Annotated in this window: 28 protein-coding genes, 1 tRNA gene and 1 pseudogene; 29 read left to right on the top strand and 1 reads right to left on the bottom strand. The window is 44.4% G+C overall.

Features of this window, described 5'->3' with window-relative positions; all coding sequences use genetic code 11:
* Window positions 1-4: 4 nt before the first annotated feature.
* Genes HADU_RS04035 through HADU_RS04010 form a run of 6 tightly spaced genes read left to right on the top strand, consistent with a single transcriptional unit; the run spans window position 5 to window position 2,925 of the window.
* A complete protein-coding gene (locus HADU_RS04035) occupies window positions 5-382 on the top strand; it encodes a hypothetical protein (RefSeq protein WP_008303807.1) in 378 nt (125 codons plus the stop codon).
* A complete protein-coding gene (locus tag HADU_RS04030; RefSeq protein WP_008303805.1) occupies window positions 360-1,091 on the top strand; it encodes a hypothetical protein in 732 nt (243 codons plus the stop codon). The genes HADU_RS04035 and HADU_RS04030 overlap by 23 nt, the downstream gene beginning before the upstream one ends.
* Complete coding sequence (locus HADU_RS04025) at window positions 1,081-1,278, top strand: hypothetical protein (protein ID WP_008303803.1); 198 nt, start codon at window positions 1,081-1,083, stop codon at window positions 1,276-1,278. The genes HADU_RS04030 and HADU_RS04025 overlap by 11 nt, the downstream gene beginning before the upstream one ends.
* A gap of 7 nt (window positions 1,279-1,285) precedes the next feature.
* Window positions 1,286-1,711 (top strand): DUF1064 domain-containing protein, encoded by a 426-nt coding sequence (locus HADU_RS04020; protein ID WP_008303802.1) that lies wholly within the window; start codon window positions 1,286-1,288, stop codon window positions 1,709-1,711.
* Window positions 1,712-2,389: a metallophosphoesterase gene (locus HADU_RS04015; RefSeq protein ID WP_008303800.1), complete on the top strand. Its 678-nt coding sequence runs from the start codon at window positions 1,712-1,714 to the stop codon at window positions 2,387-2,389.
* Window positions 2,390-2,403: 14 nt separating this feature from the next.
* The gene (locus HADU_RS04010; RefSeq protein WP_008303798.1) at window positions 2,404-2,925 is read left to right on the top strand and encodes a hypothetical protein; all 522 of its coding nucleotides are present in this window, start codon (window positions 2,404-2,406) and stop codon (window positions 2,923-2,925) included.
* A 111-nt stretch (window positions 2,926-3,036) separates the two neighbouring features.
* Here HADU_RS04010 and HADU_RS04005 read toward each other — a convergent pair whose 3' ends face one another.
* The gene (locus HADU_RS04005) at window positions 3,037-3,981 is read right to left on the bottom strand and encodes a hypothetical protein (RefSeq protein ID WP_008303796.1); all 945 of its coding nucleotides are present in this window, start codon (window positions 3,979-3,981) and stop codon (window positions 3,037-3,039) included.
* A gap of 165 nt (window positions 3,982-4,146) precedes the next feature.
* Here HADU_RS04005 and HADU_RS04000 point away from each other — a divergent pair, with 165 nt between their 5' ends.
* From HADU_RS04000 to HADU_RS03890, 23 genes and pseudogenes are all read left to right on the top strand, one after another.
* Window positions 4,147-4,839, top strand: a complete 693-nt coding sequence (locus HADU_RS04000; RefSeq protein ID WP_008303794.1) for a hypothetical protein — start codon at window positions 4,147-4,149, stop codon at window positions 4,837-4,839.
* An 88-nt stretch (window positions 4,840-4,927) separates the two neighbouring features.
* Complete coding sequence (locus tag HADU_RS03995; protein ID WP_008303792.1) at window positions 4,928-6,589, top strand: terminase; 1,662 nt, start codon at window positions 4,928-4,930, stop codon at window positions 6,587-6,589.
* A gap of 13 nt (window positions 6,590-6,602) precedes the next feature.
* On the top strand, window positions 6,603-8,900 hold the full coding sequence (locus HADU_RS03990) for a hypothetical protein (RefSeq protein ID WP_008303790.1): 2,298 nt from the start codon (window positions 6,603-6,605) through the stop codon (window positions 8,898-8,900).
* 122 nt (window positions 8,901-9,022) lie between these two features.
* Window positions 9,023-9,295 carry a hypothetical protein gene (locus HADU_RS03985; RefSeq protein ID WP_034592236.1) on the top strand — a complete coding sequence of 91 codons (273 nt, stop codon included), beginning with the start codon at window positions 9,023-9,025 and terminating at the stop codon, window positions 9,293-9,295.
* 105 nt (window positions 9,296-9,400) lie between these two features.
* Complete coding sequence (locus HADU_RS03980) at window positions 9,401-9,628, top strand: hypothetical protein (protein ID WP_008303787.1); 228 nt, start codon at window positions 9,401-9,403, stop codon at window positions 9,626-9,628.
* Window positions 9,628-10,137 carry a hypothetical protein gene (locus HADU_RS03975; protein ID WP_008303786.1) on the top strand — a complete coding sequence of 170 codons (510 nt, stop codon included), beginning with the start codon at window positions 9,628-9,630 and terminating at the stop codon, window positions 10,135-10,137. The genes HADU_RS03980 and HADU_RS03975 overlap by 1 nt, the downstream gene beginning before the upstream one ends.
* 84 nt (window positions 10,138-10,221) lie before the next feature.
* Window positions 10,222-10,413, top strand: a complete 192-nt coding sequence (locus tag HADU_RS03970; protein ID WP_008303785.1) for a hypothetical protein — start codon at window positions 10,222-10,224, stop codon at window positions 10,411-10,413.
* A gap of 17 nt (window positions 10,414-10,430) precedes the next feature.
* Window positions 10,431-10,736 (top strand): annotated as a pseudogene (locus HADU_RS15825) (Gp49 family protein); the annotation flags it as partial.
* 311 nt (window positions 10,737-11,047) lie between these two features.
* Window positions 11,048-11,419 (top strand): hypothetical protein, encoded by a 372-nt coding sequence (locus HADU_RS03960; RefSeq protein WP_227499330.1) that lies wholly within the window; start codon window positions 11,048-11,050, stop codon window positions 11,417-11,419.
* Between the two features lie 646 nt (window positions 11,420-12,065).
* Window positions 12,066-12,141 (top strand) — tRNA-Cys (locus tag HADU_RS03955).
* Between the two features lie 77 nt (window positions 12,142-12,218).
* Complete coding sequence (locus tag HADU_RS03950; RefSeq protein WP_155756511.1) at window positions 12,219-12,479, top strand: hypothetical protein; 261 nt, start codon at window positions 12,219-12,221, stop codon at window positions 12,477-12,479.
* Window positions 12,476-12,832, top strand: a complete 357-nt coding sequence (locus HADU_RS03945; protein ID WP_008303781.1) for a hypothetical protein — start codon at window positions 12,476-12,478, stop codon at window positions 12,830-12,832. Before HADU_RS03950 ends, HADU_RS03945 begins: the two co-directional genes overlap by 4 nt.
* A 192-nt stretch (window positions 12,833-13,024) precedes the next feature.
* A complete protein-coding gene (locus tag HADU_RS03940; RefSeq protein WP_008303780.1) occupies window positions 13,025-14,059 on the top strand; it encodes a hypothetical protein in 1,035 nt (344 codons plus the stop codon).
* A 20-nt stretch (window positions 14,060-14,079) separates the two neighbouring features.
* On the top strand, window positions 14,080-15,372 hold the full coding sequence (locus HADU_RS03935; RefSeq protein WP_008303779.1) for a DUF4043 family protein: 1,293 nt from the start codon (window positions 14,080-14,082) through the stop codon (window positions 15,370-15,372).
* 56 nt (window positions 15,373-15,428) lie between these two features.
* The gene (locus HADU_RS03930; protein WP_008303778.1) at window positions 15,429-15,905 is read left to right on the top strand and encodes a hypothetical protein; all 477 of its coding nucleotides are present in this window, start codon (window positions 15,429-15,431) and stop codon (window positions 15,903-15,905) included.
* A gap of 87 nt (window positions 15,906-15,992) precedes the next feature.
* On the top strand, window positions 15,993-16,862 hold the full coding sequence (locus HADU_RS03925) for a RyR domain-containing protein (protein ID WP_008303777.1): 870 nt from the start codon (window positions 15,993-15,995) through the stop codon (window positions 16,860-16,862).
* A 2-nt stretch (window positions 16,863-16,864) separates the two neighbouring features.
* Window positions 16,865-17,536, top strand: coding sequence for a hypothetical protein (locus HADU_RS03920; RefSeq protein ID WP_008303776.1), 672 nt, complete (start codon window positions 16,865-16,867; stop codon window positions 17,534-17,536).
* 84 nt (window positions 17,537-17,620) lie between these two features.
* Window positions 17,621-18,028 carry a hypothetical protein gene (locus HADU_RS03915; protein ID WP_008303774.1) on the top strand — a complete coding sequence of 136 codons (408 nt, stop codon included), beginning with the start codon at window positions 17,621-17,623 and terminating at the stop codon, window positions 18,026-18,028.
* A gap of 75 nt (window positions 18,029-18,103) precedes the next feature.
* Window positions 18,104-18,484: a hypothetical protein gene (locus HADU_RS03910; RefSeq protein ID WP_008303773.1), complete on the top strand. Its 381-nt coding sequence runs from the start codon at window positions 18,104-18,106 to the stop codon at window positions 18,482-18,484.
* A complete protein-coding gene (locus HADU_RS03905; RefSeq protein WP_008303771.1) occupies window positions 18,465-19,679 on the top strand; it encodes a hypothetical protein in 1,215 nt (404 codons plus the stop codon). Before HADU_RS03910 ends, HADU_RS03905 begins: the two co-directional genes overlap by 20 nt.
* A complete protein-coding gene (locus HADU_RS03900; protein WP_008303770.1) occupies window positions 19,669-20,019 on the top strand; it encodes a carboxypeptidase regulatory-like domain-containing protein in 351 nt (116 codons plus the stop codon). The genes HADU_RS03905 and HADU_RS03900 overlap by 11 nt, the downstream gene beginning before the upstream one ends.
* 11 nt (window positions 20,020-20,030) lie before the next feature.
* Window positions 20,031-23,666 carry a hypothetical protein gene (locus tag HADU_RS03895; protein ID WP_008303768.1) on the top strand — a complete coding sequence of 1,212 codons (3,636 nt, stop codon included), beginning with the start codon at window positions 20,031-20,033 and terminating at the stop codon, window positions 23,664-23,666.
* The gene (locus tag HADU_RS03890) at window positions 23,666-24,856 is read left to right on the top strand and encodes a hypothetical protein (protein ID WP_008303767.1); all 1,191 of its coding nucleotides are present in this window, start codon (window positions 23,666-23,668) and stop codon (window positions 24,854-24,856) included. The genes HADU_RS03895 and HADU_RS03890 overlap by 1 nt, the downstream gene beginning before the upstream one ends.
* The last annotated feature ends 22 nt before the right edge of the window (window positions 24,857-24,878 follow it).

Genomic DNA, 24,878 nt, shown 5'->3' with positions numbered 1-24,878 from the left:
CCGCATGAGTTTAGGCCAAGACACATTTATGCCACGTGTTGAGCTAGTCGTTCACAAATTTACAAATCCTGAGCTGAAACAGACACAGCGCGAGTACTGGGAAAAAGAAGTCGCAAAATTTAAGAAACAGGGCAACCAGATTACCCAAATCCCAGCAGGACAAAGCGGCTATAAACCAGCGGAAATGGAATATGTCAGCAAGGGCAGACAAAGCAAGGGTGGAGCACGACAGTCTACTACGGTTTATAGAACACATGAGGCGGATACCTATGAAGGTAAGCCATGTAAAAAATGTGGCTTAAAACTGCGTTACGTTTCAAATAGTGCTTGTGTGGATTGTGCGAAATCGAGAAAGAAAAATGGCCAAGATAAAAGTTCGTAAGAAAAAGTTCAATCCAAACCGGGTATCACCAGCAGCGACCAGACAGTTCCAGCACGACGCATTATTGCGTCGTGACATGGCTCAAAAGTTCCCAATGGAAATGGAATATGTTGGCCATCATGTGCATGAGTACATCGAACGCAAGAAATTAGATGAAAAAGAATTATTTGATCTTTTTTCAGACAGCAAGACGTTACCGTTCCATATAGCGTTAGGGGCATACGATTGGCAGAACATGGGTATTGTCCTGGTGCTCGATCATATCAAGCCATGTGAGTGGTTTATTCATACCAATATTCACCTGATGAATATCTATGAAGAAGAAACCAACATGGTCACTGTGCCTTATGAGCAAAGAGTTCCAGAGATGCATCACTGTGAACTTTGGCAAGGTAAGGCAGATGCCAAGGTGGATATGGGTAGGGGTTTAAAGAAGGTCGGCTGGAAAGGTCTAAAGCAAGAGCTAGCCGATGCGATTGATGCCCGAAAGGATATACCTGATGGTCATGCCATCGAATGTATGCAGATTTATATCAGTGCTGATGTCGAGTTTAAGAGTCTTGCGGCCTACAAAGAATATCTGGCTGTAACTTCATGGCTAAAACAGGGTACGGCAGTAGCTGAAAGAAATCTGCGATCTTTATGGGTACAAGAGCAGTACTCACAGAGATTACAAGGGAAAAGTTACGGGGAACAACATGCATCTTAAGCAAAATCTTTTACATCGTGCATTAGCTGCTTCAGGGATGTATTTCAACTTTGAACGTCGTGTTATGGCGACCTTCAAGTCAAATACGAAAAAAGCAGTTACTGGCTTACCAGAGGTTAAAACTTTGGATGAGCTTATGGCTGAAAATACCGGGCTGGTTTGTGCCTGGGATCTGGCTGTTGAATAAATAGCCTATGCCAGCGGTATTGACTGATCGGGAACTTAGGAAAGCAGGCTTGGGGCACTTGTGCGCTAAGTCTATTCCTGATCCAAAAAAGAAAATTCCAAAATACAACAACATTAAGACCGAAAAGGACGGGCTTAAGTTTGATTCAAAAAAAGAGGAACGTCGGTACACCACTTTAAAAGCCATGGAACGTAATGGAATTATCCAGGACTTAAAGATGCAGGTTCCGTTTGTACTTGCACCTAAGGTGAAGTTCAGCAGTGAATTGCGGGCTAAGCCAGAATTACGTTACGTTGCAGACTTTGTTTATATGCGTAATGGCCAACAGATTGTGGAAGACGTTAAAAGCATAGCAACACGTAAAAATGATACTTATCGCATTAAGCGCCACCTGATGATGTCGGTGCATGGTATAGAGATTACAGAGGTCTAAATGGCACTATTCAAAAAATTGGAAAAGCAGATTGAAGGAAAGCTCTATGCCGTTGGGGACCTACACGGCTGCTATAACCTGCTCATGAATAAATTGCAGCAGATCGGCTTTGATTTTGAAAAGGACCATCTGATTTCAGTAGGTGACCTGGTGGATCGTGGACCACAAAACCTGCAGTGCATCGAATTACTTTCTCAGTCATGGTTTAGCGCTGTACGTGGTAACCATGAAGATCTATGTGTTCAAGGCCTACATAACGAATCTGCAAAGCGCTGCCATATCGCCAATGGTGGTGAATGGTTTTATATGCTCGATGGCCAAGCTATGTACAACATTGCACACACCTTTGCCGAGTTGCCTATAGCGATTGAAGTTGACTATAAGGGCAAGCGTTTTGGGTTTGTGCATGGCCATATTGAACACAACAACTGGGATACCTTCAAAAACGACTTAAATTCAATGAATGAAGGCCGCCACGTAGCAGATCACGTAATGTGGGGACGTGATCGTTTCGGGGATTGGGAAGGAACTCAGTATTCAGCGGTTGAAAATGTGCATGCAGTGATACTTGGCCATAGCGTTTCACCACAGCTTGTCAAACGTCATAACTGCTATTTCATAGATACAGGTGCAGTCCATTGGGCCACGCTCACTGTACTTGATCTGGATTTGATTTAAAGGGGTAGGTAGATATGGCCGAGCGTAAGAAACACACTGATGCAGAACAGAATGATGAAAAGAAGTCATCGACTATCATGATTTTTGAAGCATGTGTGGATCTGCATAACCAGGGGCAGATTATTACACGTGAAACTCTGCAGATTGCATTGCCACATCTCACCCGAGGACAGATTGACGATCGCTTAAGTTATCTGGTTGATACAAATCAGGTGAACCGCGTAGAACGTGGTGTTTATATGCCGGTGCAGCAGCATCGTCCTGCACGCATGATTACCAAAACAGTGCTTAATGACGGTACGGTAAAGATTGAGATCGGTGATGATATTGTGCTGACCTTAACACCTAAAGAAGCACGGGATTTTGGCTGTTTAATGGTGAGTGATGCCATGCAGTACAGCAATATCGAGATGGGGCGTAGCATGAACTATGTCACCAACAATATTGCTACTCAGGTAAGCAAATTGGCTCGCAGTATTGAGCGGATCCATGAAGATAAAATTCAAGGAGGCTTGTTTGATGAAAGTGGTCCATAACGGAATGGAGCACTCGGCACTCTAATCAGATTGAAAAGATAGTTGCTGGGAAACAAGATGATCTATTCAACGAGTAAAGTATAATTTTGATAAAAAACTTATTTGTAATTGCTAACGAATAATATGGGTCGTATGTATTTTGAAAAAAGCCTCTTTGCGGTAATGAATTCTAATATCGAATTCATTAATGAGAAGGGGGTCGTGTTTATCTGAGCGCAAGTTATAAATCTCAACATTCATGATTGTACAATTCATTTGTAATTTATATTTTTGAATATATTGATTAACAAAAAAATAAATCTCTCTCGTACACTGCATCATGCGAAGCATATGTTCGGAAGCTAGAGAAGATAATGAATGTTCCTTTTCATTTTCCTTTTTCTTTTGAGATGATCCAACAGTTACAGGGCCAAATTTTGCAGGCATGTATACGGATCCATCATCTAGTGTTACACCAAAAGCATATCCATTGTTTCGTAAATTATTTATATCTTCTTCATTAGATATCTTGGGTGATATATCCTTCAAAGTCGTTACCTTATTTTTACTTATAAAATGTGGTCTCTCTCTATGAAGTATTTCCAGTACGCTTTTATTCGACCATGTATAAGGGAAATCCTTACCATGGGGTTTGGTTTCAATAAAAAATATTTCATCATCACTCACGAAGGCTAATGCAACAGGTCCAGTACGCTTAATGTATTTGCCCTTTAATCTTTCACCAAGATGAAAATGTACGCAGCCATAATCATCTAAAAAACGATCAGAAAACATTAGTTCGTTAACCTTTGTGCTGAGATAGATGTTGATATCTTCGCCGCTCTCAATTTTTTTAACTAAATTTTGATATCCAATTAAATTCTTATCAGGAACATTAAAGTTTTTTGATGTGGTAACGGCTCTAGGTTTTTTTTTAATTAATTTGCTTAGGTGGTTGCTTAATTGCATATATGCAGGAGCTTTTGGATCAAATTTAAGTTTGCGAGCCTCAATTTCATTTACTGCAAAAGAGTTAATAGCCCGGCTGACTGAATCATATGGAAATTCTTTTATCATTTTTTAAACGATTTTATTAAGTATGTGAAAATATATTACATGCTTTATTTTAGATGTAAATCTAATCGTGGAACATATCAAGCCTGTACGCACTGCGTAAAACTGTAGGGTTCGACAGTACGCACTGCGCACTCCCATCATCACCTTGTAAGCAAAGGTGGTGTGATGTCAGAGAAGAAAACAGCTCCTGATTGGGAACGTATTGAAATCGAATATCGTGCAGGCGTGCAGTCTATAAGACAGATAGCACAAGCCTTTGGCGTATCTGATGGTGCTATTCGCAAGCGTGCAAAGACCCAAGAATGGACCCGCGACTTAAACGGAAAAATTAAGGCCAAAGCAGAAGCAATAGTACGCACTGAAGTAGTACGCACTGAGGTACGCAACTCACCTGAATATAAGGCCACTGAAAAAGAGACCATTGATGCCAATGCCAATCTGATTGCCAGTATCCAGATCAATCAGCGTAAAGATATCCAACGTGCCCGAAATTTATGTATGGGTCTGTTCGATGAACTTGAACACATGATCGGACTGGACAACATTGCACTGCTCGATGACTTCGGCGATGTCATGCGCAAGGAAGATGACAAAGGCCAGGACAAACTGAATGACCTGTACATGAAGATCATCCAGCTGCCGAACCGTGTGAAGTCGATGAAGGATCTGGGCGACACACTCAAGACTTTGGTTGGTCTGGAAGTACAAGCATATGGCCTGGATAAGAAACAAGAAGAAAAAGCTGATGATTTGACCGCACTACTTAACCGTATCTCACAAGGCAACAGTTCAGCATTCCAGCCAGTCGCACAAGATTCTGATTTTGAGCATTTGGACAGTGAGGTTGACGCTACGTGAACGAAACGGCCAATGACCCTGCTCAAAACAATTTCATGCACGTACGCGCTCTAAAGTTGCACTACATTAGTGCAAAAGGGGTGGAATTATGATGTATAACACCGCTTTAGCGGAATTGCCATCGAACCCCGAAGAACTGGAACGCTGTCTTGCTGACCCGAAATGGCGGATATTTTCCGGCTGCCTTTACAAGATCAAAATTAAGGGTGATGACTTCAAGGATGAGTTCGGGAATGTCATTGAAGCAGATACCTATGAGTTACCTTTTAAACCGAATGATGCCCAGATAAAATTCCTGGAAAGACTGTGGTACCGCAATATCATTTTAAAAGCACGTCAGCTTGGCTTTACTACGCTGATCTGTATTCTCTGGCTAGATCATGCCTTGTTCAATGCTAACCAGAACTGCGGCATTATCGCTCAGGATCTACCGATTGTTTATAACATCTTTAAGGACAAAATTAAGTTTGCTTATGACAATCTACCACCTGAGATCAAAGCACGTTTTCCTTTAAAGGCATGTAATAAATCAGAGATTGAGTTTGCACATAACGGCTCGAATATCCGTGTAGCGACTTCATTTCGTTCTGGTACCTTGCACCGTCTGCATGTATCCGAGTTCGGTAAGATCTGTGCAACTGATCCTGCTAAAGACGACGAGGTTATTGAAGGTTCGATCCCAACAGTACCATCTACCGGTATTCTGGTCATTGAATCCACTGCCGAAGGTCGTAACGGTTCATTCTTTGGCATGGTTCAGACCGCACAAAGCAATTACCTGCAGCGTAAAAAACTCACCAATAAAGATTACCGCTTCCACTTTTATGCCTGGTGGCAAGAACCGAAGTACCGCATTGATTCAAGCACTGTGCCAATCACACATGCCGATCATGATTATTTTGATGAGATTGAGCAGATCGTACGCCACAAGATGGGCGTTAAGATGCGTCTTGATCCAGATCAGCGTGCCTGGTATGTGAAACAGCGTGACGGGGATTTCAACGGTAACTCATCCAAGATGTGGCAAGAGTTCCCATCATTCCCTGATGAAGCATTCCAGGTGGCCAAAGATGGTAACTACTATGCCAAGGATATGCTGGCACTACGCAAGCGTGGTGGTATTTGTGATGTAGAAGTACTGGATCTGCCAGTCTATACCTATTGGGATATCGGGAATCATGATGGTTGTGCGATCTGGTATGAGCAGATCATGAATGGCCAAGACCGTTTTATTCGCTACTACGAGAAGCATGGCCAAGACCTGAGGCATTATGCAGCAGAGATTGCCTCTCATGGTTATCTCTACCACACCCATTTCCTACCACATGATGCTGCACACCAGCGACTCGGTGACTTCAATAAGTCTGTAATGGAGCAGCTGGAAGAACTATTACCAGGACATAACTTTGTCATCGTGCCGCGTATTACCCAGCTGATTCATGGGATTCAGTCCACACGTAAGCATCTAAAGAATGCCTGGTTCGATAAAGACGGCTGCAAATTAGGTATTGAGCGTATCGAAGGCTATCAGAAGAAATTCTCCAAGGCAGATAAATGCTTTATTGATCAGCCTAACAAGGCCAATGGCTGCTCTGAAGGTGCCGATGCTTTGCGTCAATGGGCACAGGCCAAGGATGCAGGTCTGATTGAAGATGTGGCAGATATGACAAGCCGTGTAGGGTTCGCAGAAGATGAACCAAAACGCCAAGATAACTACAACGATGAGCCAGTCGACTGGCGACTAATGTAGAACAGGTAGCAGCATGCAGAATGATGAAAACTCAGTGACTGATACGCCAGAAGTTATAGATGAAATGGCATTGAACCTCCAAGAGCTCAATGAGATCCATGACGAGATAGAGCAGCAACCACACTGGCGTACGACTGCAGATAAAGAAATGGACTATGCCGACGGCAACCAGCTGGACAGTGAATTACTGACCCGGATGAAGCTGATCGGTATTCCTCCTGCCATTGAGAATATGATTGGTCCTGCATTGCGTGCCATTGAAGGTCATGAGCTGGAAACACGGACAGACTGGCGTGTGACACCCAATGGTGAGCCTGGTGGACAAGATGTTGCAGATGCACTGAACTATAAATTGAATCAGGCTGAGCGATTATCCAAGGCAGATAAGGCATGTAGTGATGCATTCCGACCGATGATCGGCTGTGGTATCGGTTGGGTTGAGGTCAAACGTGAAGCAGATCCTCTGAAGTATCCATATCGCTGTGTCGCCGTAAACCGTAATGAAATCCATTGGGACATGAAAGCCCAGGAAGATGACCTGAGTGATGCACGCTGGTTGCGTCGTAATCGCTGGGTACATCCGCAGCGTCTTAAGATTGCATTTCCTCAGCATAAGGAACTGATTGAAACGATTGGCCGACATGGTGCTTTGTGGTGGCAACATGACAGTATGATTGATGGTGGCAACTCTACCGGTCTACGTAACGCCTGGGGTGATGCTCAAGCCTGGTCTAAGACAGAACGTTTCTGGTTCGATCAGACTTCTAAAGAGATTAATGTCTCAGAAGTATGGTATCGCCGGTGGGTAGAACTGACCATGCTCCGTTTTGATGATGGCCGGATCGTTGAGTTTGACGAAAGCAATCCAGCACATATTTATGCTGCAGCAAATGGTTATGCTATTCCTGAACGTGCGCCGGTGGCTAAAATGCGTCGTTCATATTGGATGGGACCACATTGCCTATACGATGGACCTACACCATATCCGCATGAAAGTTTCCCCTATGTACCGTTCATAGGATTCCGTGAGGACAATACCGGCATTCCATATGGCTTTGTACGAGACATGAAGTACAGCCAAGACCTGATTAATTCAACACAGGCTAAACTGCGTTGGGGTTTAAGTTCGGTACGTGTAACCACAACACGTGGTGCATCTCAGATGACACGTGGCCAGATCATGCAGCAGATTGCACGTCCAGATGCCTACATTGAACTGAATCAGCAGCATATGGCCAAGACTGGGGCAAAGTTTGAAGTTGAGCGTGACTTTGAATTGAATCAACATCAATTTAAGTTGCTGGAAGATAGCCGGATCTCGATTGAGCGTACCAGTAGTATTACTTCAGGCTTTCAGGGCCGTCAGGGTACTGCGACCAGTGGACGGCAAGAGCAGCTGCAGATTGATCAGTCGAATCAGGCATTGCGTAAAATCATGGATCACTTTAAGGAATCTCGAACCCTGGTCGGTGAGTTATTACTTTCTATGATTGTAGAAGACTTGGGCAGCAAGGAAGAAGTAGTCGTGATTGAAGGTGATGCGATTACTGCAGAGCGTCGTGTACATATCAATAAGCCTGAGACAGATCCAATGGGTTATACCTATCTGTCTAATGATGTACAGCGTACCCGGATTAAAGTCATTCTTGAGGATGTGCCAAGTACCAGCGGATTCCGTGCCCAGCAGCTTGCAGCCTTGTCCGAAGTTACCAAGTCATTACCACCGAATATTCAGCAGACGATTCTGCCGTACCTTATTGCGCTTACAGATACGCCGTTTAAGCGTGACATCATTCAGTCGATCCGTGAAGCGGTGGATGCGCCAACACCAGAGGAAGTGGAACAGCGTATTAAGGATGCAGTGGCTCAGGCACTGAAAGAATCTGGCAATGAGATCAAGTTACAAGAATTGCGTTTGAAAGAGCGTAAGACAGAGAGTGATATCAAGTTGGTGGATGCTAAAGCTGTACAGACAGGCGTTCAGTCGCAGTACAGTGCAGTCCAAGGTGCGGTACAAGTAGCTCAGGTACCACAAGCTGCACCGATTGCCGATATTATTATGCAGGGTGCTGGGTATCAGCGTCCGAATCCAATGGGTGATGATCCGAACTTACCTATCCCTGGTGAAGTAGCTGCACGTGATATTCGTTCACCATACCTGGAAGGGGAAGGTGCCCAGATCGGAAGTGAAGGTATTGCTGATATGCAGGTACAGCAGAATACCAGTCCGATGAATCCACCGGTACCGCAACAGCCTTCTACTGGACTACAAGGAATTGAGACGGCACGAACCAGTGATAATTTACAATAATGAGTTATTTTTAAGCTTTACAAACTAATAATTCATGCTATTGGTAGATTGCAGCAGTTTCTGTGGAACACATATAAAAAATGTTCCACAGGTTTTTTAAATCTACTTTTATAGGTGATCAAATGTCACAAAGAACTTGGAACCAGCACATTAATTATATGGGTAATGTAAACAGAATTCTTGAAATGCACCAAGGTGGATGTAAAGAGCATCAGATTTCTGGTGTCTTTCAGGATGAAGGGATTGATATCAAACCCCATCAAGTTAAAGCAACTATCGAATCGCATGAGGCGATGTGTTCGAAAAGCTTACCTACGGAAGTTGCAAAAAATGCAATTAATCACAATGCACAAAAAAAACCATTTGACTTAGGTGGTGACTTGCAACCTGCATGACTCTTATAAAATATGAGTATATGTAATTTATTTAGCTTAATAAATAATCACCAAGACGTAACCCAGTACCAAACAATAGCCTCATTACCAGATGAGGCTATTTTTATGGATATTGAACAAGCAAAACGTTTCCACACTCACAAAGGTAATGTATTTGTGATCCAGCTACTTAACGAAGCGCCGAAAGATGCGGTCTATTATGTAGATGAGCATTCAGAGCATACGAATACACAGGGATTTTATACAGACAAGTTTGTTGTTGGGGTGCATAACAAGCATACGCATTACAAGTTAAGTGATTTGATGCAGCTGGTATGGTGGGAGAAAAAGTGATGAACAACTTATTCATGACCCAGTATGCAAAAGAACGGTTAAGAACTGAGGGTATTTATCCAGTGCTTATGAAGGATGATCTTTATGTTCGGTTACTTTTTAAAAAGAAGGGCGGGTTTGGAGTTCCAAAACTTAAAGATAATTTAAGGGATATTAAGAAGTATCCATTCAGTGAACGAGTACTTCTGGAAAATAAATCAGTATCGAAGGAAAAGATATTTGATGCGGATGATGTGCTTTTTCCGAGTATATCCGAACCTATAAATTCCAATATTATTGCTATTGTCATTTTTGATTCATCAGATAATCCATTAATGGTGATTCAAACACAAAACCTCTTGCGTGGAGAATTGGAAGTGAATGGTGGTGATGTGATTGTCACCTGGGAAAATGGAGTAAAAAAAATTATCGACATGTATGAGGATGACTATCCATTTTATGGCAAAGAATCTGTAGAAAAGAAAACTTATAGCGAACGTAATTTCCCGCATATTTTTAATGACCATTAATAGGTTGTTAGCCTGATTTTTATACAGCATGACGTAAACCATAACAGCATCATCATCTGCATAGTCTTTGAGATGATGATGCACATGAAAAAAATAATTCTTCTGATCCTTCTCAGTTTGCTGGCCTTTTCATTAATTCTCTATCGAGTGGAACGCTTAGGTCTTGCTGCGGTCGTCATTTCCTTGACGATCTGCGCCCTGATCATCATGGCTGCGTCGTACCTGATGGAGCATGCATATATCAAAGACATCAATTCTAAAGATCGCCATAAATAATCCACCAGGAGACATTCATGTCACATACAGATGAACAGATGGAACAAGAGATTCAAAACAAAGGTTTGGAAGCTCCACGAGTCACACTTGATCAGATCAAAGAAATGATGAAGCGTGTGCAATACGTCTTTGAGCAACCAGAAGGTACGACCTCTACATTCGCTCATGCATTTCTAAATGGTGATTTCTATTTAGCAACTGGCCATACCGCTTGTGTGTCAAAAGAAAACTTTGATGTGTCGCTTGGTATTAAGTATGCACAAGAAGCGGCAGCTCAGAAGGCCCAGGATAAATTATGGGAACTGGAAGGTTATAACCTGTACCGTAACCCGATGAAGAGTTGTGAAGGTTCAAAGCATTGTTCAAGCAACATCAACTTCTCTATAGCTCCTGAATTCCCTTGGGAAAGTATTCCAACACAGCAGGTTCTTAAGTATGTAGGTCCTGTGGCATTTGCATATGTCTGGGCTGTTACCAGTGATCAGCAGGATTATTGGACGTGCACGATTTCCTTGCATGCTGCACCAGAGCCTGTGCCAGAAATCACACAGAACGGTATTACTGAAGAAGTGGCTTTTGCAGCTGCGATCCGCACACTTAAAGAAATGGCTTATAAAAATGAATGGGTGCTGGGTTGAGTCATAACAACGTTGGTGTAATTGGCACACCACAATTCAAACTGTCTGCATTGACCATGGCGATAGCTGTGGCCATTACAACTCAGCCAAAGCAGGAAGATGAACCGCACTGGTTGGATGCAGAGGAAGGGCCACTTTGCGAACGCTTCGATAACTTCCTGAATAGCTGGACTGATGATACTGAGTTCACTATTGAACATGAGTCATCTGATGCACTGGACTTGTACTGCATGACAGCCGATGGTATTCCGTTCTCATTCCGTCGTATCGATGACCGTTATAGTCTGCTATTCGACAATGAATCAGAGACGATCCAGCAAGAAACCTTTGAGTTTTTTGTCGAGCAATTAAAATATTTACCACTTTGAACTGTTTGTATTTTTTTTATACACGCCGTCGTAAACCGGCGACTTACTATAAATATATCGGGTGGTGGTGAGCATCGTTCGGTAGACAAGCCAAGGTTTGTTTAATCTCCATTGACGGTTCGGAAAGACGAGCACATTGATTGAATCCGTAGGCGATACGGTAACGCACACTCTTAATGAGGTCGGCAATAACTCACTGACAGACTTGAGTTGGAAGTAAGTGAATAAAGCAACTATTCGCACGTTGCCAATCAATGCTAAGTCCCTAAAGGTGAGATGTTGGGGTCTTATGACAGCTCGGAAAGACGGCATTTACCCTTGGCCACAGGCGGTGTGTGTGCTTTTGCTTCTTCCCTCAAGTTGCAATGCACAGTAGGTTCGACTCCTACGCTCAGGGCCAGATATTTTGGAGTGCCATTAGAACGGTGGCGTTTGCACAGTCCAGACAGGCTTCGGCAGGAATGGATAATCCACGTTGTGGAGATGGGAAGCGCGATCCTGGCGCATTTATAAAAGTACCGTGCAATCAACAGTTCTGGAATTAAGTATTGGGAGATACTTGATTGTGGAAATAACCGTTTAGGCGGGTTTTTGTTGTTACCTTGAATCAGATCACCCTTATCTGAGCCGATCAAAGGGAATTTATGCATGTATGGGTGAGGTGGATTAGCCAGCGGACTGCAACTCCGTTTATACAGGTTCGAGTCCTGTTACATGCTCCAAATAGCGCTGTGGGTTCTTACCCTTTTTGCCCACCTTTCCCCAAGGGTGGGCTTTTTTTTAGGTGACTATGATGATAATGCTGCATTTAATTTCACGTGCTACAGCAAAAGAATATGGTCTTAAAAAATACTTTACCGGAAAACCATGTCGTTATCGGCAGCATGCTGAAAGAAAAACAGGAAATAAGAACTGTACGTGTTTTTTATGTGAAGCCGTTCATAGAACGCAAATGAAGGAATGGCGACAACATAATCCTGGTCATGTTACGAAATGGCGTAAAGAAAAAAGGGTTGCACCACATAACCCAACTTTCATTGAGAAGGAGAATCAAAAATGAGTTTGATTGATCGGTTGGGTGGGTATGGGAAGGCTAAAGACATTATTACTCAAAATATAAAAGACTTCGAAGAAGCAGTTGATGAGGTTGGAATATATCACCCTTCTTCTGGGTGGATTGTTCACGAAGATTTAGTCAAAGAACTTCTCGAATACCGCCGTGAAAATAATATTTATGAGTTAGGAGATAAAATCGTATTCATTGATAAATTTATGCACGATGAGGTAATGACTGTTTCTGATGGTAATAATGTTGCACTCTGGATGGATAATGATACAAAGCATGCAGTAATAGAAATGGTACGCCACGCCACTGATGCAGAAATTGATGCAAACAGACGACTAGATCTATAACTACATTCAATCTATGTAAGCCACTTAATTAGTGGCTTTTTTTATTGCCTACCTATTGCCCCTGTGTAGGGTTCGACCACTTCATACCACATCCCAAATACTCAAGCCTACGTTGAGCAATCGACAGCAAGCGACTCTTAAAAGTCAGCACTTCACCTATATGCGGCTACAGCGATAAGTGGCAGGAAAGGCATGAGTAATACAGAGCATTTAACGACAGACATTAACGCGGATGCTGATCAACAGAATCTGGGCGCAAGCTTATTAGAAGCTGCGCTATTTGGCGAGACTGCAGAACCAGCTGCAGAAACAGGTAGTGTGCCAGCCACTACACCAGAAGAAGTAAAAGCAGATGCAGGGACAGCTTCACCTGAACCGGCTCCGTCAGAACCAGTGGAACCACCACCGGCCGCTGAACCAACGCCACCAGTTGAAGAAAACGCGGAAAATTCTGTGGTCTTAGCGAAGGATAAAAAACACACCATTCCTTTTGAGCGACTGCAAGAAACCCGTGAACAATTACAGCAGTATAAACAGCAAGTGGAACAACTCACTGCACAGTTAGCAGCACAGCAGACACCTGGTAACACTCAGGTCGCACAGCAGAATGCAGCTGTAGCAGAGGCAGTCATTGAGGCAAGTGGAAACAATGCCGATGTGATGGCTTTGTTTGGTGATTTCTCAGAAGAAGCGATTGCCAAAGGAGTTGAAGCACTCGTGAGTCAGCGTGTATCTGCACAAGTGCAGAGCATGATGGATGCAGCCCTTGCACCGTTTAAGCAGCAACAACAGCTGAGTGCGGAGCAGCAACACTTTGCTTATATCGAAGCACAACATCCTGACTATGACTCGATTGCAGAATCGCAAGAATTTCAGTCATGGAAAGATGCACAGCCAAGTTTTATCCGTGGTGCTTATGACGACGTATTGAACAATGGCAATGCAGAGCAGGTGGTTGAACTCTTAAGTTTGTACAAGTCCCAAAACAATGTCAGTCCAAAGGTTGATACACCAGCGCCAACACAGGCCATGGTGGAAAAAGCCAAGCAAGCTGTACAGAACGCTCCATCCAAAGTACCGCACAGCGTGACGGATCTACCTGCAGGTTCACCTGCAGCATTATCCGCTGATGAACGTTTGTCGAATTTGAGTGGGCCTGAGCTTCTCGCAGAAATGGAGAACTGGTCCCCTGATCAAGTCGAAGCGTACATGAGCCGTCGTGCATAAATTTGTTAGTGGAGAATACCATGACTGATAAAACCCATGCCGCATACGGCGATAAAACCAATATGATGCAACAGTCCGTTGGACTCTTTGCAAAAAGCTTACGTCGTAAAAGCACCCTGAACAACCTGGTTGGCCCAATGCCAAAAGGTGAAGGCAGTGCAGAAGCGACCATTAAAAAACAAACCTCTAAGCACATGCCGATTGTACGGGTTCAAGATTTGGGTAAAGGCCTGGGTGATGAAGTTACCTACAACCTGATCCAGCCAGTAAACGCTTATCCGATCATGGGTAGTGAATATGCTGAAGGTCGCGGTGTCGGCATGTCGATCGTTGAAGATCGTCTGCGTGTAGACCAGGCACGTTTCCCTGTAGATCTGGGTAATGTGATGACGCAGATCCGCTCACCAGTCGATTTCCGTCGCATGGGCCGTCCAATTGCACAGGATCTGATGGACCGCTATAGCGATATGTCTCTTTTAGTTCATCTGTGTGGTGCACGTGGTTTCGTTAAAAACGTGGAATGGCCAATTCCAACCGAAGAAGATCCGAAGTTTGCCAAAATTATGGTGAACAAGGTCCTGGCACCAACCAAAAACCGTCACTTCATGGTCGATGGCCAAGGCGTTAAATCATTTACCACCAATGCTGGTGAAGCATCTCTGGCAACTACAGACCTGTTCACACTGGACACTGTGGATTCAATGAAGCAGGTGCTGGATGACATGATCCTACCGCCACCTTGTATCAAGGTCGAAGGCGATGACGGTGCAGAAGATTCACCACTTCGCGTATGGCTGGTATCTCCAGCACAGTACAACTGGTTTTCAAAACAGCCTACTTTCCGTCAGTTCCAGGCTGATGCAGTAGCACGTGCATCGAATGCCAAGTTGCATCCGTTGTTCCGTGGTGATGTGGGTATCTGGAATGGCTTCCTGATCCGCAAAATGTCTCACGCAATTCGCTTCTTTGCGGGTAATGCAATCAAGTATGCAACGAGCCATACCTCTGAGACAGAAGCGTCAGCGCTTGTACCTGCAAGCTTTGGTAAAACGCATGCAGTGGATCGTTCAATCATCTTGGGTGGCCAGGCATTGGCAGAAGCATTTGCTGCGCATAAAACCTCAGGTGTGCCGTACTTCTGGTCTGAAAAGGGTGATCTGGATCATGGCGATAAGGCCGAGCTTTTGATCGGAACAATTCGTGGCGTGAAGAAAATCCGCTTTGATGTCGATGTGGATGGTGATGGTAGCAACATGCAGTACACCGATCATGGTGTGATTGCAGTCGATACCGTAGTGAAAATCCAAGGCTAAGGCTGAAACAGGGCTGAGTGATCGGCCCTCCGTCAAATTTTAGGAGTATTTAACTCATGGCGACAATTAAACGTAAAAGCGGATTTGCGAATCGCTTCGGTGGTGCAGTGCCATACGGCAACGTGACAGCCTTTGTTTTCTCATTGGCTACCAATGCGGCAGGTGCAGTATTGGATTCCAATTCCGATGTGGCAGTGGCTTCAGGTGATGTAATCGAGTTGGGTTTATTGCCAGTAGGCTTCCGACTGGATGATGCACAGGTGCTTATCAATACGGCGATGACCGAAGCTGTGACTGGTTCACTGGGCTTTAAATATGCTGATGGTGTGGACTCAAGCGAAGTACCGCAGGATGCAGCGTACTTTATTAACGGTGGTGCACTGGCGACTGCAGCACGTTTACGTGCAACCGGTACCAAGTTAGTGACTTTGCCAAAGCCTGCGATTTTAACGCTCACCACTGGTGGTGCGGCCAATGCCAAAGCATCGGACATCAAGATTGTGGTGTCTGGTGAATTGACTGGCCCGCGTTAAGTAAAAGTATAAAAACATGAAGTTTATGGGATGGATGATTTTCAGCGAGTCACCATCCCTTTTTTATATTTCACATGAGGAATCATTATGAAAATCGCTTTATTGGCAGCAATTGCACATGGAATGAATCTGGCATATTCCGCATCACTGGGTGATCAGTCTCATTTACCTTGGGAAGAAACATCAGATGAGCTGAAAAAAAGTATTGAGTATGGTGTAAAACTGCATTTAGAAAACCCAGATACCACACCTGAACAGTCACATGAATCTTGGTTAGCCCAAAAAGAACAAGATGGCTGGACCTATGGTGAAGTAAAAGATCTGGAAAAGAAAACCCATCCTTGCATCCTGCCTTATGACCAGTTACCTGCAGAGCAGAAAACCAAAGACTATCTGTTTAAAGCAGTGGTGACTTTGCTTAAAGACCTGCCAGATCCTGATGATGTGTCTGAATTGAATGGCGAACTTGTCAAACTACAGCTGCAGGTGGCAGCTCAAAAGACACAATCAATTGGTGCAGCGGCAGCAGCGCAAGTTAAAACAGCAGGCGTGACCATTGTCTATGACGGGCCGAAAGACCAGTTCACAGATAACTTGTACGGCACCAAACTGGTATTTAATCGTGGTCAGCCGCGTACGGTACCAAGCAACTTTGCCAAGCAGTTCCTGAGTCATCCTGAATTCAAAGAAGTAGAAGCAGGTGATGCACCTGTAGCACAAGATCTGGATGATACCGATGCAATTCTGGCACAGCAAAAGGCTGAACAGGACAAGCTGAAGCAGGAACAGGATCGAATTTTCAATGAGGTTGAATCGATCAAGCAGTTCGGTACCAAAAAGGCTGTGACGGATTACATCGAAGCAAACTACGGTGAAAAGGTAAATCCGAACTCATTCAAGCTCGATGAGCTGAAAGACAAAGCGATTGAGAAAGTACGTCAGTTTGGAGCGATCTAAATATGGACTTAAAAGAACTGCGTCGTCGATTTCGTGTTGAAGCCGGTGATTCGATACAACCATACTTTACCAGTGATGAAGATGTGGATGCATGGCTAAATGACGCAGTTCATGAGGCCTGTATTCGTGGCCGTCTTTTGCATGAAGCGGAAGATGCCACAATCTGCCGTATTCAAATTACAGCAGGGCAGGCACAGTACCCGCTTGATCCGCGTATCTATGAATTGACGCATTTGCGCTTCAGCCTCGGTCATGACCATTTTGAGTATGAAGTCAAACTGGCTTCTGAAGAAGTACTCAGTCATCGCTACCATAGCAACTGGCGTACGAGAATCGGTGATCCAGAGCATGCCATTCAATCTGACACAGGTTTGCGTCTGGTACCACGTCCTGAACAAGACGGTACCTTGATCATTGAAGGCTATCGTTTACCACTTGTTGATATGGTAGAGGATACGGATCAGCCTGAAATTAATCAGGCACATCATGCACACTTGGTGCAATGGGCATTGCATAAAGCATTCAGCATTCCAGATACCGAGTTTATGGACCCAAACCGGGCAGCAATTGCTGAAGCCAAGTTTATTGACTACTTTGGTGATCGGCCTGATAGCAACTTACGTCGTGAGGTTCGAGAGGATTTTGAACATCATGTCACACCCTTCTGGCCATAACCCCCTAAGGCCCGTGTAGGGTTGGTCGAATCTAGCCCTACTTTCCCATCATAAAGCCATGTTTTTATTATTTGGATAATTACCATGGCGAATACCCTATACGACTTTGCTCGTCAGCGTTTCCTTGAAGCGCAGATTAACTGGATGAGTGACGTAATCAAAGTGATCCTGGTGGATACAGGAGCATATACCGCACAAACCGCAGTACACCAATACTTGTCCGATATTCCGACCTCAGCACGTATTGCCGGTCCAGTGACCTTGACTGCAAAAAGCACGACTGGTGGTGCAGCGGATGCAGCAGATATTACCTTCACTGCGGTATCAGGTGCATCGATTGAAGCCATCATTATCTATGTGGATAGTGGTACAGAAGCAACATCACCGCTGATTGCCTTCATTGATACGGCCACCGGTCTGCCGATCACACCGAATGGTGGTGACATTATTGTTACCTGGGATAACGGAACAAACAAAATCTTCAAGGTTTAAGGCTTGCGTTTACCGTTTGAATTTTCAGGCGGTAAATCACAGTTCATTTTTAGATTGTTTAGGAGTTCTCCCTCAATGGCCGATCAAGCACCCGATAAACCAAAGCGCAAACGGCGCACCAAAGCGGAAATGGCAGCAGCCAGACAAGCCACCATAAAGCCACCTACCCAGGGCGTAGGCGTTATTGGAATTAATGACAGTGCTTTCGGATCGGATACCAGTGGTGTTCGATGGGAAGCTTTAATCCATATCCCTAAATTTCAGGCATTTTGTATTGAGCGATCAGGTCTGTCTTATGAGAATGTGATGGACTGGATTGTTGATTTTTGTGTTACTGAACTGAATAAGGACGCATCTATTTTCTTTGAAGAATACAAGAAATGGCATGACGGTAAAGGCTATTGGAAGAATGAAACCATTTATGGGGAATTGATTGATGAAGCAAACACAAACTAAATTATTTGATTTTTCGGATACAGGTTTAGATTTTTGTTCAGGCTCAAAAAATCTATTTCCTGATCGCTTTAAAAAAATGCTGTCACTTGGCTATAACGAGCAGACAGTTAATAGTGTTGCTGTTTCTGGCAATCAAGTCACATTCACCTACGGTGGTGTTCATGGTTATGTGGCAGACCGTGTTTTGAAGGTGGACTCAGGTGCACTGTCATCAATCAATGGCGGTGAATTTTTGATTGATTCTGTTGCGACAAATACAGTGACATTTACGCTTGATGATGCACCAACTTCAATTACAGGTGGATTTACCACAAGAGTTGCCCCACTAGGTTGGGATCTGTTATATGAACAACCATATGTTCATCTTTATAAAATGAAGAATTTAGATGAATCTGATCTATATGTTCGTTTAGTTTTTCAAGCGGTGTCTAATTACCGAAATAGAGTCGGTATTTGTGTTGGTCATACTGCTGATATTGCGGCAGGTACAATCACAGATATAAATACTTTGACGCAGTATGCGACCGCAACTGTACCTAACGACACTTTTGCCTGGGAGTTTCAACTAACAGCAGAGGCGACATACAACAACTATACTGCGGCTCAAGGGTTTACTAAATTTGGTAAAACTTTACTGATCGGCAGTAAATACCATTTGGCTATCCCTGGGAATTTAGGAACAAGGGCCGCACAATATATGAATGGCATCCTCCCTACACATGCTTTCAATTACGACACTATCAACTATCCGTTGGTTTGCGGCACGACTTATGGTAATCCCACAGCAAACGGCTATAACTATCAAGGTACTGGTCCACAATCCGGGATGATGTTAGGAAAATTTCGATGTATTTTCCAAGAAACAAATCTATTGGCTGATCAGCCAGTGGCCAAGAACCCTGTGGCTTACGATTCATTTTTACCCACTGACATAGATGATTTTAATACAACGACGTGTAAGCCTATACCTTTGATATTGCAAAAAAATGGTCAGATACTAGGGTATGTTGCCGGAGGTATGTATCTGTGTAGTTATTCCTCAACCAACGCACCAGACGTTGCTGTAGATAGTTTGCCACTAAAAACCACCGATATTGACCTGAATAGCAGTGTTTACGTGCACACCATACCGAATGGTGGTACAAATAACGCATTTTATGCAATCCCTGTAGAGGAAATTAAAATTGGCTCTTAAAATTTTCAGGGTTTTTTGGGGGGACTATGTTGCTGATGATGCAAGGTTGAAACAGCTCGGCTACAAGGTGTTGAAGTTTCCGCGTCCGATCATTACTGCATTGAATGCAGATCAAGGCTTTGGTCAAATTAAAGGGCGAGTTCGTAAGAGTGGTATTGGGCTACCCAACCTTGAAGTTGTTTGTTTTAAAAAGGAAACAAATACCTTGCTTTGGAGGTCCAAAACAGACAAATCAGGCTTCTATAAGTTTAGAAATATTGCAGTAAATTTGGAATGCTTTGTTACGGTATTTGACCCTGAAACTGGGGCATGGACCAAAGATCGACTTATTGTGAAATAAAGAGCTTATTCATGACCGAAACTTTGCTCAATCCACATCAGGTTGATTTCGATCTACCTGAAACCAGTTATGCACCTCCTGACGCTTGGGCGGTACATTTTGATCTTGATGATCAAACTATCAGTGTGCAATATGTCACACCGATTGGATTTGATTCGCCTGAGTTTGGTCAGCTAAAAACCAAGTCGAGCAATGTAACACTTAGACCCTCTGGAGTTTCTTCACAACTACGTTTCGGTCAAGCCAGTATTATACTGGCACAACAAATCGTTGCACCTAAAAGTTTTGACAGCTCTAAATTTTCAAATCCTTCGATCATCAACTTTCATAAAAACGTCTATGGTGTAGGTTTTAACGCTGCGATATTTGATCGCCCAACGATCTACAACCTGCGTAAATATGTGCTACTCAATGGTCGTGGTATAGAGAGTAACGTCTTTGGTACTGCCTACATGCAAGGTGGGGTGCGCTTTGTGCAACCAGGTGGCTTACATGCTTTGCGATTTGGTGATCTAGCGGTTATCAATACAAAAGCTGACCAGAAGGTTCAGTTAACCGGTATTGCTGCACCCACTATACCCAAGCCAAACGTATCACCACAGATTTTAACCGTCCGTGGTATTTTGGGGACACAATGGGGTAGTCCATACGTTCAGCGCAACCCAAGCCCAAAAGGTTGGAATAGTGAAAAATATGGTACTGCTTGGGTGTCACGCAGTCCGCGCTTTTATACCGTAGGTATTGGTGAACTGACTGAGTTTGGTTCAGCGAAAATCTTTGATGCCAAGCAGACGGTTACTATCACCGGTGTAATTCCAGGTGGTATTTTTGGTGATATTCAGATTCGCAATCTTAATTTTAAGGTTGCGCCTGGATCCATTGAAGCACCGCCACTGTCCGACTGGACCAAAGTAGATAACACGGCACGTTATTACCCGCTTAAAGGCTTTGATACGTCGCTGTTTGGTACAGCATCTATCAATAACGGTACGCCATCATTTGCACCAGATGGATTCGATAGTGCATCTTTTGGTAATGCCCTGGTCGCGGAACGGATCCGTCGAATTAATACGCCTGGTTTCAGCCTATTAAGTTTTGGTCGTCCTACAGTCACTAAAACACCACAGCTCTCTCCACGTTCGATTGCGCCACTTGATCTAGGTCAGCCCACCTTAACGCTGTACACGCGCTATATCGTCAGTTCTGGCCGTATGATGATGGCTATGGGTGAGCCTTCTATTGGGATGGCCAAGCGTAAACTTGCGGTTGGTGGCTTTAACTCTATGCGCCTGGGTGATCCAGTCATCACACATGGTCAGCGTGAACTACTGGCACAGGGTTCCAATCACAGCCGATACGGTAATGCACACCAGGTATGGTTCCGGGTGCGGTCTATTGCACCTGCATCGATCTATGAGGACCAGAAACAATATGGCCACCGTCTTGGTGGATCTCAGCATATCCAAGCGAAAGGCTTTGATGCGACCTTGTTTGGTACACGGATCATTCCAGAAAGCCAGAGCATTCTGGCCAGTAATTTTGCATCTTCTGTATTTGGTACGGCCAGACTGCAAAAAACACGTGAGTATTTGTCTGTAGTAGGATTTGCCACCGGTGGCCAACAACCTGCAGACCGTTGGGGTAAAACCACGGTTTATAATTCTCGTCAGTACATTATCCAGACCTATGATGTAGATAGCGATTTGAATCCACCGAAGTTGCAGGGATGGATGAGCATTATCAATCGCAATCGCACAGTACGCATTACCGGTAGCAACATGGCCTTATTTGGTCGTGCCCTGGTGCGTAATAACGCGACCTTGATGCAGCCAGGCGGTATCGATGCACGTCCTTTGGGTACGGCCTGGATTTCTCATCGTGTGCGTCCGATTCGCCTAGAAGGAATGGAGCCGCCATATATCTCGGGATGGACGCACTTACACAATGCGGCATTCGTGATCAAGCCGAAAGGATTTGATACTGAAAAATGGGGTACAGCTGCAGCTGTCAACACACGTCGCTATTTCCCACGGATCGGTAATTTTGAAAGCCTGGCATTTGGTCAGCCAATGATCAGCTTTAAAAAGCGCGGCCTATCGATTGAATCACGCTATTCGATTGGTCCAATCTATATCCCGATTCATAAGGTGGATTTATATACGCGCTATGTGGAAACCCTATCTAATGACTTTGCCCAGGTGGGTGTGCCATCACTGAGTATTCACAGGAAGGTGATTACACCGAGATGGTATTTAAGAGATTTATTTGGTGATCCGTCCTTACGCAATGTCACACCCGAAGTAAAAACCCGGGGTCGCAATGCAGAGGAATTTGGCCAGGCAGCGATTCGTACACAATGGCGAAATGTGGATACGTTTGGGGATAATGCGCAGCTGTTTGGCAAGCCGATCATTGCAGATCGTAACCGCAAACTGAACGTAAACAGCTTTGTGGCCGGTGCCATCGGTGCTTTACGTGTTCGCGGCACAGCAAGCCCACCGCTATCCACTCAATATATTTTCCTGAATAACGTCGAGAATCGCGGTGAAGATAGCGACGATGATACCAGTGTGATCAAGGATGGCCATGGGATCGGTATTCCATTTGATCAGGTGCCACGTGCAAGCCTGAGAACTAACGTCATTCGTCCACAAGGTTTTGATGCAAAGCTGTTCGGTACTGCAGATGTTTATTCCAATGGCATTCTGATGGAAAACGGCATCAAGCTCGATAAGGAATTGGGAACACCAATGGTTCAGTTAGCCAGACGGACCATTAGCATTAATGAGGGAATTAATAACCTGATTGCGATGGGTAGGCCACGACTGTCACCACACACCATTTATGCGGTACTCGAAGCAACCGAGCAGGCTAAAAGAAATCACCCTCAAGCTAATTTACATGCGGTCAATAGTGACAGTGGCTACCGTAAGCCTGGTGAAGTATTTGGTCGTGCACGTGTCTGGATTCATAATCCCTATCTGAATGTGCAAGGGATTTGGCCTAGAAATGACTACGGTACGCCAAGAGTAGAGCTAAAAAGACGCTATCTTGAGGTGAAAGGCATCCAGGCATATCGATTTGGTTGGCATAACATAGGTGATGGTACACAGGAAATTAAAAGCCAACCTAACAACCTCTTTACAGTATTTGGTCGACCAGGCATTACCTTGGCCAAAGAAAAGAATGTGCAGCTGCGTCCCCCTGGATTGAGTGCCAGTCTGTATGGCCGTCCGGTAGTGGAGTTTTTCCACCGTACCATCAAGCCAAGCGGATATAACACACTGGCTATGGGTTCCTCGCGTGGTGGTACCTTGTATATGCCACAGAGTTTGCATGTCGGCCCACGTCGTCCAACGATACCAGTCGGCACCTTAATGGAAAAATTTGGGACCACCTATATTGGCTTAAAGGTGCGTGATATTCAGGTACAAGGATTTGAAGCTACAGTGATTGGATACGATCCGACCCAATTTAAAGAGCGTATGCGCGTAGAACGTGGCCAGGGCGGTGCTGTGATACCGGCACAAACGATCAAGCCTGTAGGCTTTGATGCTTTGCGCTCAAATGCGTCTAATGTGAAGTACGCCGTTCACTATATTCGTCCTGACGGCAATTCAGACCAGTTTAGGAAAGGAGCATTTTAATGCCGCAAAAAAAACTACCTCGCTTTCGTGGCATGGATAATGTCCGTGAAGATGAGGAATTGGAACAGTTTGGCGATTCAGCCAGTCTGTTTGTCCGGGATGCAATAAATATCAACTTTACCAGTGCCGGACGAGCTGAACTTCGCCAGGAAATGAAACTGGCCACAGATCAGGCATTGCGCTGTTTATGGCAATCACCGCTACACAAGGACTGTTTTGCTGCTTTGGGGAGCTACTGGTGCAAAGTAGATACTGAAACCTGGCAGATTGAGCAATTGATTGAATGCGGCCCAGGTGATGTATTTCATATTGTGCTTAATAACATGATCTGCATGGCCTGTGATGAAGGTTTGTTTGTCTATGATGGAAGCCAGGCCAAGCGATTAACTATCGATACACCGGCCAAGCCAAATGCAACAGATGCCGGTGATGGCAGTTTACCTGCAAGTGATTACAGTCTGGCTATTTCCTGGGTGGCGAATGGTCTGGAATCAGCACTGTCTGAAATTGATCAGGTGAGTTTATCCAAGAATAGCTCAATCAATCTGCAATTCCCGATGTGTCTTGATCCCAATGTCAGTCATGTCCGGGTATATATGACTGAGCCTGGTGGTGGTGAATTGCAACAAGCCATAGAATTAAACATTGCAACAAGGTCCGTCTTGATTGCAAATCTTCCTGAACTTGGACGTGCGGCACAGTTTCAGTATCTATCACCGATGAAAACCGGCAACTTTCTGCGTGAGTGGCGTGGCCGGTTGTGGGCTGTACGTTCCAATGTGCTGTATTTTTCCGAAGCCATGTCTTATCACCTGACTGACGAGCGTTATAACTTTATCCAGTTTCCGCAACGGATCCGGTTTATTGAACCAGTGGACGGTGGTATTTGGGTGGGCCTGGCAGATCATGTAGCGTTTTTGCGTGGCCAGGATGTACGGTCCATGAGTATTGAGCGCAAGGCTTCACGTGCTCCGATGTATGGCAGCAGTACCTTACTGCATAGCGATATGATCAAGGAGCTTTCCCAAGGCGGAACTTGGTGTGCGGTATGGTTGGCTGAAAATGGATTTGTGGCCGGTACTACAGATGGCCAATTGGTTGAACTGCAATACAAGTCAATCAAGGGTATTAGTGCTGAATCCTGTCAGCTTGTAGGGTTTGCTGATCGTTTGGTGTCGGTTGTAAATTAAATTTTATTTAATATACAAAAGG

The organism is Acinetobacter sp. HA, from assembly GCF_000264725.1.
Classification (GTDB): domain Bacteria; phylum Pseudomonadota; class Gammaproteobacteria; order Pseudomonadales; family Moraxellaceae; genus Acinetobacter; species Acinetobacter schindleri.
The sequence above is the reverse complement of the archived record's forward strand: the minus strand, read 5'-3'. Positions and strand labels throughout refer to the sequence as shown.

What these genes read in the sequence shown, in the direction of transcription:
- HADU_RS03895 (WP_008303768.1), top strand. Translation starts at nt 20,031, where the DNA reads ATGACCGAAACTTTGCTCAATCCACATCAGGTTGATTTCGATCTACCT.
- HADU_RS04025 (WP_008303803.1), top strand. Translation starts at nt 1,081, where the DNA reads ATGCATCTTAAGCAAAATCTTTTACATCGTGCATTAGCTGCTTCAGGG.
- HADU_RS03920 (WP_008303776.1), top strand. Translation starts at nt 16,865, where the DNA reads ATGGACTTAAAAGAACTGCGTCGTCGATTTCGTGTTGAAGCCGGTGAT.
- HADU_RS03970 (WP_008303785.1), top strand. Translation starts at nt 10,222, where the DNA reads ATGAAAAAAATAATTCTTCTGATCCTTCTCAGTTTGCTGGCCTTTTCA.
- HADU_RS03910 (WP_008303773.1), top strand. Translation starts at nt 18,104, where the DNA reads ATGGCCGATCAAGCACCCGATAAACCAAAGCGCAAACGGCGCACCAAA.
- HADU_RS03930 (WP_008303778.1), top strand. Translation starts at nt 15,429, where the DNA reads ATGGCGACAATTAAACGTAAAAGCGGATTTGCGAATCGCTTCGGTGGT.
- HADU_RS03905 (WP_008303771.1), top strand. Translation starts at nt 18,465, where the DNA reads ATGAAGCAAACACAAACTAAATTATTTGATTTTTCGGATACAGGTTTA.
- HADU_RS04030 (WP_008303805.1), top strand. Translation starts at nt 360, where the DNA reads ATGGCCAAGATAAAAGTTCGTAAGAAAAAGTTCAATCCAAACCGGGTA.
- HADU_RS03890 (WP_008303767.1), top strand. Translation starts at nt 23,666, where the DNA reads ATGCCGCAAAAAAAACTACCTCGCTTTCGTGGCATGGATAATGTCCGT.
- HADU_RS03975 (WP_008303786.1), top strand. Translation starts at nt 9,628, where the DNA reads ATGAACAACTTATTCATGACCCAGTATGCAAAAGAACGGTTAAGAACT.
- HADU_RS03915 (WP_008303774.1), top strand. Translation starts at nt 17,621, where the DNA reads ATGGCGAATACCCTATACGACTTTGCTCGTCAGCGTTTCCTTGAAGCG.
- HADU_RS04005 (WP_008303796.1), bottom strand. Translation starts at nt 3,981, where the DNA reads ATGATAAAAGAATTTCCATATGATTCAGTCAGCCGGGCTATTAACTCT.
- HADU_RS04035 (WP_008303807.1), top strand. Translation starts at nt 5, where the DNA reads ATGAGTTTAGGCCAAGACACATTTATGCCACGTGTTGAGCTAGTCGTT.
- HADU_RS03980 (WP_008303787.1), top strand. Translation starts at nt 9,401, where the DNA reads ATGGATATTGAACAAGCAAAACGTTTCCACACTCACAAAGGTAATGTA.
- HADU_RS03945 (WP_008303781.1), top strand. Translation starts at nt 12,476, where the DNA reads ATGAGTTTGATTGATCGGTTGGGTGGGTATGGGAAGGCTAAAGACATT.
- HADU_RS03935 (WP_008303779.1), top strand. Translation starts at nt 14,080, where the DNA reads ATGACTGATAAAACCCATGCCGCATACGGCGATAAAACCAATATGATG.
- HADU_RS04010 (WP_008303798.1), top strand. Translation starts at nt 2,404, where the DNA reads ATGGCCGAGCGTAAGAAACACACTGATGCAGAACAGAATGATGAAAAG.
- HADU_RS03940 (WP_008303780.1), top strand. Translation starts at nt 13,025, where the DNA reads ATGAGTAATACAGAGCATTTAACGACAGACATTAACGCGGATGCTGAT.
- HADU_RS03990 (WP_008303790.1), top strand. Translation starts at nt 6,603, where the DNA reads ATGCAGAATGATGAAAACTCAGTGACTGATACGCCAGAAGTTATAGAT.
- HADU_RS03925 (WP_008303777.1), top strand. Translation starts at nt 15,993, where the DNA reads ATGAAAATCGCTTTATTGGCAGCAATTGCACATGGAATGAATCTGGCA.
- HADU_RS04020 (WP_008303802.1), top strand. Translation starts at nt 1,286, where the DNA reads ATGCCAGCGGTATTGACTGATCGGGAACTTAGGAAAGCAGGCTTGGGG.
- HADU_RS03985 (WP_034592236.1), top strand. Translation starts at nt 9,023, where the DNA reads ATGTCACAAAGAACTTGGAACCAGCACATTAATTATATGGGTAATGTA.
- HADU_RS04000 (WP_008303794.1), top strand. Translation starts at nt 4,147, where the DNA reads ATGTCAGAGAAGAAAACAGCTCCTGATTGGGAACGTATTGAAATCGAA.
- HADU_RS03950 (WP_155756511.1), top strand. Translation starts at nt 12,219, where the DNA reads ATGCTGCATTTAATTTCACGTGCTACAGCAAAAGAATATGGTCTTAAA.
- HADU_RS04015 (WP_008303800.1), top strand. Translation starts at nt 1,712, where the DNA reads ATGGCACTATTCAAAAAATTGGAAAAGCAGATTGAAGGAAAGCTCTAT.
- HADU_RS03995 (WP_008303792.1), top strand. Translation starts at nt 4,928, where the DNA reads ATGATGTATAACACCGCTTTAGCGGAATTGCCATCGAACCCCGAAGAA.